Here is a 9167-nt window from a genome sequence, read left to right on the forward strand (position 1 = left end):
TCGCTCGACCCGACAGGCAAGGGCCAGGCACGATGGATAACGAGGTGGAAGCCCGCTCTGAACGCGTTTGCGATCACGTTCGCCGATCGTTGGCCGGGATCGGAAACTTACTGATGGAAATCCGCCGAAACACCGTTAAAGAGATAGACCCTGCGTCCGATTTCCACGCGATGCGTTCGTCCGGGTGCTGTTCGGTGATGGTGGCGTCGAATTCTCGTGTTTGTCCGGCTATTTCGAGGATCCACTGTGTGTGCACATCGTCGGTTTGTCGAATTTCCCGTACTCCGGACATGAAGTGCAGGTCGGGACGGCCCGTGTTCAGATGATGAGGTTCGAAGCGTTTCGTTTTCAGACTCGCAATTGGGGTCAGGTTTCTGGCCACCTGTCGTATGCGGGCCATGATTCGCCCGAGCCGGTCGTTGTTGACCCGTCCGGCGGCCTCGTTGAGCTGTAGAGCGGATATGTGCAGTGCGTTGTCAATCGAGGCGTTCTCGGTGTTCGTTGGGTGTCATGCCGGTGGTGTCGCGGAACGCTCGGTAGAAGGTGCGGGGGTCGGAGAATCCTGTTTGTCGAGCGATGAGGGAGACGGGCCGGGAAGGGTATTTTCGTAGTAGGTGCTGGGCGGACTGGATGCGCGCTGCGCGGAGATATCCCATGACTGTGTGGTCGGTTCCCTGGAACAGGCGGTAGAGGCTGCGGCGGGAGAGTCGCATCGCGGTGGCGATGCGTTCGGCGTCGAGGTCGGGGTCTGCAAGGTGGGCATGGATGTAGGCCAGAACCTGATCTCGTCGTAGGAAGGCGGGTATTTCGGCGGCAGAGCGAACCGGTGTGACGAGACTCAGTAGTGATGTGGCCAGTGAAGAGGCGTGAGTCTCGAGCTGTGCGGCGCCGTGGGGATCGCTGTCTTGGTGTTGGGCCAGTTGGGTGAAAAAGGCTGCGACGGCGGACATCGCTCCTGCACAGCTCATGGTCGTGGCCAGGATGTCCGTGGTCCGGTCGATGCCGGCGAGCGCGAAGGCTCGATCGGCGGGCACCTTGACGATGACCTGTTCGTAGGGTGCATCGGCTCGGAAAGCGAAGGGCAGGGAACTGTCGTAGATGACCATGGATCCTGGCGGGACTACTGCAGTGTGTCCGGCCTGTTCGATGACGCAACTTCCGCGCGTCTGGAATGTGGCGAACAGATACTCGTCCTGTTCCCGCCCTTGGGCGATTCGGCTGCGATTGCGGTGTGTCTGCTCGGCGGTGGCTCGTTTCGTGGACAGAGTGAAGTTCGTGTATCGGCCGAGACGGACATCGCCGTAGAAGTCGGGGTCGGCGGGGTCGGTGCTGACGTCGACGTAGGCATGGCGCCGGGCCTCTCGCCAGTAGTCGATGACACCGTCGTCCGGCGCCCGCGAGGTCGACAACGTTTCGAAGTGTGGCAATGAGGGCTCGTCTGCATCAGCCATGGCCGGATCACCTGCCTTTCGGATACCACTGAGTTTACTGAGCCGCGCGGGAAAGTCCTGCGGGTCGGGGAGAGAGCGAGCCGGCCCTGTGTCCGCCAGTCGGGGGGCGATCACAGGGCCGGAAATCTACGCGTGCTGCAAAACGCTCAGGCCGTGAGCATTCCGTGCTGTATTGTGCTGAGACCATGAGCTTTCCGTGCTGGATCGTGCTCAGGCTGGAATCATTCCGTGTGGGTCGATGATGAACTTGCTCGATGACCCCTGATCGAAGGTCTCGTAGGCGGCGGGTGCTTCGTCGAGGCCGATGACCTTGGTGTTGAGCATTGCGCTCAGATACGGCATGCGGTCCCACAGGATCGACATCATCAACTCGCGGTTGTAATGCATGATCGGTGCCTGCCCCGCGGACAGGCGCGGTGACTTGATCCAGGCCTTGCCGAATTCGAGCGGGAAGATGCCTTCCTGTTCGGCCTTTGTCGGTGCCAGAGGGTCGGGGCCGTAGACGCCGATGACGCCGGTGGCGCCGCCGGCACGGGTGGCTTCGAGGACGTCGTTGATGGCACCTGCCGGCTGAGGCTGATTGGACTCCGAGCCGATGCCGTGTGCTTCGGAGCCGACATAGTCGACGCCACAATCGACTTCGCGCTCACCGAGGATGGCCTCGATCTGGTCGGGCAAGGGGATGTCCTGGCTCAGGTCGATGGTCTCGCAGCCGTTGTTCTTGACCAGGTCGAGTCGGTCCTGATAGTAGTCGCCGACGATGATGCAGGATGCGCCGAGAAGGCGTGCTGCTGCTGCGCCGCAGCGTCCGACCGGCCCGGCGCCGGCGATGTACACCGTTGAACCTGGTTTGGCCCCTGCCTCGATGAGTCCGTGAAAGGCGGTGGGAAGGATGTCCGAGAGCAGGGCAAGATCGAGGATCTTGTCCATGGCCTGGTCCTTGTCCGGGAAACGGAGGAGTTGGAAGTCCGCGTACGGGACGAACAGGTATTCGGCTTGTCCGCCCACCCAGTCGCCGAGATTGAAACCGTATGCGCCGCAGGAGACTGCAGGATTGACGGTTTCACAGACATCTGTGCGGCGAGCTTTACAGTTGCGGCATCGTCCACAGGCGACGTTGAAGGGGACCGAGACGAGATCGCCTTCTTTGAGGAACTCCACGTCGGAGCCGACCTCGATGATCTCTCCGGTCATCTCGTGGCCCATGACCATACCCTGGGGGACGGGGAAGGACCCTCGGTAAATGTGCAGGTCGCTGCCGCAAATGTTGGTAGCGACGATTTTCAGGATGACGCCGTGGGGCGCTTTTCGTCCGTTCGGCATCTCCAGCTTGGGGAAGTCGAGTTTCTCGACCTTCATGGTGCCGGGGCTCTCGAACACCACTGCGCGGTTGCTGTCTGCCATGCTGTCGCTCCTAACCTGGGGGATCCCTGCACGCTGCGATTCGGGACCCGGTTGTGGTGGCGTGGCCACCGGGGGACCTTTCGAACGTATGCGCACGTGGCGATACGTGTCAGTGACCTTGCGTGTCAACTGAGTGACGATGTGTGCCAGGAGTGCTGTGGGGTCTGCCGCAAGGCTCCCTTCCTTCGTTATGGTCACCGGCATGACAAACCGTTCCGAACATCTCGCCGAGGCCGATGATCGCTGGAGGCAGGGTGTCGTGGTGCGGGGAGCTCGGCAGAACAATCTTGCCGACGTCGATCTCGATGTTCCTCGAGACCGTCTGGTGGTGTTCACCGGTGTGTCCGGCTCGGGGAAATCCTCGCTGGCGTTCGGGACACTGTTCGCGGAATCGCAGCGGCGCTATCTGGAGTCGGTGGCACCGTATGCCCGTCGGCTGATCGACCAGGTCGGTGTACCCGATGTCGACGTCGTCGAGGGACTGCCACCGGCGGTTGCACTGCAGCAGCACCGAGGCATCGGTAATGCTCGATCGAATGTCGCCAGCGTGACGACATTGGGCAGTCTCGTGCGGATGCTCTATTCCCGTGCCGGGTCTTACCCAGATGACCAACCGATGCTCTACGCGGAGGACTTCTCGCCGAACACCGTGCAGGGCGCATGTCCGACCTGCCATGGCATCGGGCGCGTCTACGAGGTCGATGTCGACAAGATGGTCCCCGATCCCACACTCAGCATCCGGGAGCGCGCGATCGCTTCGTGGCCGCCGGGCTGGCCGGGTGGCAACCTTCGCGACATCCTGGTGTCACTGGGATACGACGTCGACTCTCCGTGGAAGAAGCTGCCGAAGAAACATCGCGACTGGATCCTGTTCACCGAGGACCGCCCCACCGTTCCTGTGTACTCGGGATTTACCCCGGCACAGACTCGGCGAGCGATCAAAGCCGGAACCGAACCCAGTTACGAGGGCAATTTCGTCGGCGCCCGGCGGTTCGTGCTCGATACCTTCGCGAACACCAAGAGCTCGATCGTCAAGAAGCGGGTCTCTGAGTTCGTCACCAGCGAGGTATGCCCGATGTGCCAGGGCAAGCGGGTCAAGGCGGAGGCGCTCTCGGTCACCTTCGAGGGCCTGGATATCGCCGAGTTCGCGTCCTTGCCCCTGGCACGACTGGCAGAGATCGCGCGCACTGTTGTGTCCAGCGACTGGCTACCCGAGGCGGCAGGAGAAGCTCTCGACGAAACCCGACGAGCCGAGGCCACGCGACGACGTGTCGCATCGGGAGGATCGGCGCACACCGCCGCTCCCGACGTGCGACGCACCCCGAACGTGTCAGCGGAAAAACAGGTGGCGGCGCGGCGCCTGCTCGACGACCTCCTCGAAAGAATCCAACCCATCATCGACCTCGGGCTGGGATATCTGTCACTGGACCGGACGACGCCCACACTCTCCGGCGGAGAGCTGCAACGACTGCGCCTGGCGACGCAGCTGTCCTCGAAGCTGTTCGGCGTCGCCTACATCCTCGACGAACCTTCGGCGGGACTGCACCCCGGCGACTTGACGGCGCTGCTGAGAATTCTGCACGGACTTCGTGAGCGAGGAAACAGCGTCCTCGTCGTCGAGCACTCCCTACCCGTCATCCGAGAAGCGGACTGGCTGGTCGATATCGGTCCCGGTGCCGGCGAGAACGGTGGACGCGTGCTCTACAGTGGAACACCCGCCGGGCTGGCCGACGTACCGGACTCGGTCACCGCACGCTATCTCTTCGACACGTCGGAGCAGGTGCGCCGCCAGCGGCGTACCCCCCGCGGGTGGCTTCGCGTCGAAGGCGTCGAGCGCAACAGTCTCCGCGACCTCACCGTGTCTTTCCCTCTCGGGGTCTTGACCGCGGTCACCGGAGTCTCCGGTTCGGGGAAATCGAGCCTCGTCAGCCAGGCTCTACCAGCGTTGATCAACGCTGAACTGGGCCGGCCCGCCGCGCCCGATGCCAACGTCGAACCGCGCGACGACACCGATCTGCTGCTCACCGGAGATCAGGGCGCGGTCCGCGGCCGCATCGAGGGCACCTTGGGAGGGCTCCGTCGGGTGGTCGCCATCGATCAGCGCCCTATCGGGCGCACACCCCGATCCAATGTTGCAACCTACACCGGCATGTTCGACCACATCCGCAAGCTGTTCGCCGCAACACCTGCGGCCAAGAAACGGAACTACAAACCGGGGCGGTTCTCCTTCAATGTCGCCGGTGGCCGCTGTCCGACCTGCGAAGGTGAAGGCTTCGTGATGGTCGAGCTGCTTTTCCTGCCCAGCGTCTACAGTCCGTGCCCGGACTGCAACGGCACTCGTTACACGCAGAGCACACTCGAAATCACCTGGCGGGACCGCAACATCGCCGACGTTCTCGCGATGAGCATCGACGAAGCCCACGCCTTCTTCACCAGTGAGAACGACGTTCTTCGCTCGCTCACCGTCCTACGCGAGGTCGGGTTGGGTTACCTGCGACTCGGACAACCCGCCACCGAGCTGTCCGGCGGCGAAGCTCAGCGTGTCAAGCTGGCATCCGAACTCCAGCGTGCTCAACGCGGCGACACGCTCTACATCCTCGACGAGCCCACTGCTGGGCTCCACCCGTCCGACAGCGACAGACTGCTCGCTCACGCGCAGGGGCTCGTCGACGCCGACAACACCGTCGTCATGGTCGAACTCGACATGCGCGTCGTCGCCCAGGCCGACCACGTCATCGACCTCGGACCGGGAGCGGGCGCCGACGGCGGACGTATCGTCGCCACCGGTTCCCCCGAGCAGGTAGCTGCCACTGCCGACAGTGCGACTGCCCCCTATCTACGAGCGGCGCTGGAAAACACAGGCGCCGGCACCACACAACACTGACCTGACCGCGCACCACCGCCTGGACTGAACGGCGATAAGGATCAACTAGCGATGGCACGACAGGCACCGAAACCCCAAGGCCTGCGTAATCAGCTCTCCAACTCTCTCCGGCCTCTCTCCGGCGTGAGTCCGGCTCCGCGGTGCTGCTGCTGGTGGTAACCGTGACCGCCCTGCTGTGGGCAAATTCGCCGGCTTCGGACGCGTACTTCGACCTCTGGCATCAAGGCGCCGGATTCGAACTCGGCCCGGTGGCGTTGCACATGAGCCTTCACCATTGGATCAACGACGGGTTGACGGTCGTCTTCTTCTTTCTGATCGGGCTCGAGGTACGCCAAGAGTTCGCCCACGGGTCATTACGTGATCGAACCCGCACTCGTATCGCCGTGATCGCCGGAGTCGCGGGGGTGTGTCTACCCGCCGTCATCTACGCCGTGATCGTCGGCAGCGGAGACAGCCTGCAGGGTTGGGGGGTGGTCGTCGGCACCGATACCGCCTTCATGCTCGGGGCCTTGGCGCTCCTCGGGCCCGCACGATCAGGCCAACTGCGAGTGTTTCTCCTTACCGTCACGGTGGTCGACGACTTCCTCGCGGTGTCCATCATCGGATTCGTATACAGCGAAAACATTCGCCTGATTCCACTGCTCGTTTCCCTGGCATGCCTGACAGCATTGTGGCTACTCGGGCGGGCGCGACAGTGGCGAGCCGCGCCATACATTCTCGTGGTGATCGTGCTGTGGTTCAGCACGATCGAGTCGGGTGTTCATCCCTCGCTTGCCGGAATGGTCGCCGGCCTTCTGATTCCCGCGTACCCGACACAGCGGCACAAGGTGGAGGCGGCTCCAGAACTGTTTCGTGACTTCTGGCAGTCTCCGAGCGCCGCATCAGGTCGTGCAGTGTCACGTGGACTGGCCAAAGGCACAGCCGTCAACGAGCGGATACACGAATACCTCCGGGTACCCACCGCGCTGATCGTGGTACCGATCTTCGCTCTCGCCAACGCCGGCGTCGACCTGCGTGGCGGACTGCTCGTCGAAGCGTTCAGTGCCCGTGTGACCTGGGGAGTTGTGCTTGGCCTGGTTCTCGGCAAGCTCCTCGGCATCGGAGCAGCCACATACATCGCTGTCCGACTCGGAGCGGGCCGATTACCGCAGGGGGTCGGCATGGGCAGTGTGATGGGCGGATCTGCGCTATCGGGGATGGGATTCACCGTATCGCTGCTGATCATAGGTTTGGCTTTCGGCACATCTCCCGAACTGGCCGGGCAGGCGACCGTCGGCGTGCTCGTCGCCATGGTGCTGGCTGCAGTACTGGGTGCGGTGATCTTCCGCGTGGCAGCGACCAAGCTGGGTGAGGCCGAAGCCGATCTCCCCATCGTGCTGGAACCTCCCGTAGATCCCGAGATCGACCACATTCGTGGACCCGAAGACGCCCAGCTGACCCTTGTAGAGTTCGTCGACTTCGAATGTGGATTCTGCGCACATGCCACCGGAGGATGGGACGACCTGCACGTCCACTTCGGCGACGATCTGCGCTACGTGGTCCGTCACCTACCGCTGGTGGACATCCATCCGCACGCACTGGTTGCCGCACATGCAGCAGAGGCCGCCGCACGGCAGCACATGTTCTGGGAATGGCTGGACTTCGTGTTCACCCGCCAGAACGCGCTCGCGCGAACCGATCTCATCGGCTATGCAGCCGAGATAGGACTCGACGTCGACCAGTTCGTCGCGGACCTCGACAGCGACGCGGTCGCCGAGCGCGTACAACGTGACATTTCCAGCGCCCAGTCCAGTGGTGCCCGAGAAACACCGACCTTTTTCGTCGAAGGCTGCCGAATAATCGGAAGCTATGACGCGCGCACCCTCACCAAAGAACTCGAGCACAGCCGCCGAGGCGCTCGCACGTCCCTGCAGTAGACGCCGGAGAGTATCGCCCTCAACGGCACCGTCCTCAACGCCCGACGACTTCGCTCGGATTCCCGATGTGATCGAGACGCTGATCGCGCGAATCAGCCGTCTTCCCCAAACCGTCACCTGCCGCACGTGGTCAGAGAACGCCGACGAAGACGAGCCAGTGGACTGCCGCACGGAATGCGGCAGCGAAGGGCGGGCCGACGAACAGCTCCAAATCCAACATCAACGACGGGGATTCATCGGCAGTGCCCACCGGGCCGGCACGGAGCGTTGTCTCGGACCGCAGACACGCACATCCTCCGGCATGAGCCCGGAAGACACACGCGACCAGATCAGCAGAAAGTTCATCGTTGATGTCTCCTCGCCGTTCCGTGCTCGTCGGAATGCGTGGCGCCGGGACTCGAGCTCGTCCTGAACGAGTGCCAACCGGATTTCGTCGCATCGAGTCCGATCCTTCTGCTCAGCGAGCCGGGCAGCTTCCTCGACCAGCTCGGAATCCGTCATTCCTCGCCTGACATCCTTCACCGCAAAACCTCTCGAATAGTTCGTTTCGGTGTGGATACCCAATTACCTGGCGATCAACAGACTCCGACCGGCAGCCCGCGACGTCGGATGGTCGCTAGGTGATCTCAGTGTCGACGCCGTCCAGGTTGCTGCAACTTCGCCTATTTAGATGGCGGAACTATCCTCGCGGCGTCCTACGGCTCGCGATCAAACCAGTCATCGACGTGCCGCAGTGATCGCTGCGGCACCCCGCGGTGCCGCCATGGCCTTCTCCGAGCACTACGACACCATGCCTCAACAGACCTACACGTGGTCGAGTTCGATCAAACCCGAAGCATCACAGCAAAACCCGAACTCGGCCAAGTTGCGCACCTTCTTGGAGTCCTGAGATCGGTCACCAGCTCATGAATAGCCGCACCGTCCCACACATGGCAGCAGAGGAGAAGGACTGAGACTGTGAGCACCATCGGATACACCGGTGTCTTAGAACAAACCCCGAACTGCAGCAGTACGCACTCCGCCAAGCCGGAGCGATCTGTATCTTCACCGACTGCGAATCCGGCTCGAAAACGCAGCGACCCCAGCTCGCCGAACGCCTGAGCTACCTACGCGGGAATGGCGGTGTCGTCCTCGTGGTCTGAACTCGACAGGCTCGGACGATCCGTTTGTCGCCTCATCGGCACGTCCACATTCTTTGCGAACACTGCTCCGTATTCCGTTCTTTCGCAGAAGGATTCGGCACAACCACCGGCGGGGTCGTGAATTCTTCTCCCGCATCATGGCCGCTCTCGCCCAAAGGTGGGCACCACATGATCGTCGAATGCGCTCACGCCGGCCTCGAAGCCGTCCGGCGCCAAAGCCGACACGGTGCCCGCCCAACCGTCATGACACCCGAACGTACCGAACGGGCCCGCTCCGGGAGTGTTTCTTAAACGGTGTTTCGGCCCGACACGCTGGGTGAATGCCCGGCGAGAAGGGTGCCGTGATGACGACACTGGATGATGTGACGAA

The 9167-nt window shown here is 62.6% G+C and carries 6 protein-coding genes and 1 pseudogene; 4 read left to right on the forward strand and 3 right to left on the reverse strand.

The annotated features are described in order from the left end of the window. Positions 1-73: 73 nt before the first annotated feature. From ABTX60_RS42610 to ABTX60_RS42620, 3 genes are all read right to left on the reverse strand, one after another. A complete protein-coding gene (locus tag ABTX60_RS42610) occupies positions 74-382 on the reverse strand; it encodes an SRPBCC family protein (protein ID WP_352102005.1) in 309 nt (102 codons plus the stop codon). Positions 383-476: 94 nt separating this feature from the next. Next, on the reverse strand, positions 477-1451 hold the full coding sequence (locus tag ABTX60_RS42615) for a helix-turn-helix domain-containing protein (protein ID WP_003943380.1): 975 nt from the start codon (positions 1449-1451) through the stop codon (positions 477-479). 210 nt (positions 1452-1661) lie between these two features. Then, the gene (locus tag ABTX60_RS42620; protein ID WP_003943355.1) at positions 1662-2855 is read right to left on the reverse strand and encodes an alcohol dehydrogenase catalytic domain-containing protein; all 1194 of its coding nucleotides are present in this window, start codon (positions 2853-2855) and stop codon (positions 1662-1664) included. A 202-nt stretch (positions 2856-3057) separates the two neighbouring features. On the opposite strand from ABTX60_RS42620, the gene ABTX60_RS42625 reads away from it, so the two are divergent. From ABTX60_RS42625 to ABTX60_RS42640, 4 genes and pseudogenes are all read left to right on the forward strand, one after another. Further along, positions 3058-5739, forward strand: a complete 2682-nt coding sequence (locus ABTX60_RS42625; protein ID WP_051649789.1) for an excinuclease ABC subunit UvrA — start codon at positions 3058-3060, stop codon at positions 5737-5739. Between the two features lie 128 nt (positions 5740-5867). Then, positions 5868-7049 (forward strand): annotated as a pseudogene (nhaA, locus tag ABTX60_RS42630) (Na+/H+ antiporter NhaA); the annotation flags it as partial. Then, on the forward strand, positions 7029-7655 hold the full coding sequence (locus ABTX60_RS42635) for a DsbA family protein (RefSeq protein WP_263284177.1): 627 nt from the start codon (positions 7029-7031) through the stop codon (positions 7653-7655). The pseudogene nhaA and the gene ABTX60_RS42635, both read left to right, overlap by 21 nt. A gap of 67 nt (positions 7656-7722) precedes the next feature. Next, positions 7723-8067, forward strand: coding sequence for a hypothetical protein (locus ABTX60_RS42640; RefSeq protein ID WP_350835146.1), 345 nt, complete (start codon positions 7723-7725; stop codon positions 8065-8067). Positions 8068-9167: the final 1100 nt, after the last annotated feature.

The organism is Streptomyces sp. NPDC126510 (genome assembly GCF_040302345.1).
Lineage (GTDB): Bacteria > Actinomycetota > Actinomycetes > Streptomycetales > Streptomycetaceae > Streptomyces.

What these genes read in the sequence shown, in the direction of transcription:
- ABTX60_RS42615 (WP_003943380.1), bottom strand. Translation starts at nt 1,451, where the DNA reads ATGGCTGATGCAGACGAGCCCTCATTGCCACACTTCGAAACGTTGTCG.
- ABTX60_RS42635 (WP_263284177.1), top strand. Translation starts at nt 7,029, where the DNA reads ATGGTGCTGGCTGCAGTACTGGGTGCGGTGATCTTCCGCGTGGCAGCG.
- ABTX60_RS42625 (WP_051649789.1), top strand. Translation starts at nt 3,058, where the DNA reads ATGACAAACCGTTCCGAACATCTCGCCGAGGCCGATGATCGCTGGAGG.
- ABTX60_RS42620 (WP_003943355.1), bottom strand. Translation starts at nt 2,855, where the DNA reads ATGGCAGACAGCAACCGCGCAGTGGTGTTCGAGAGCCCCGGCACCATG.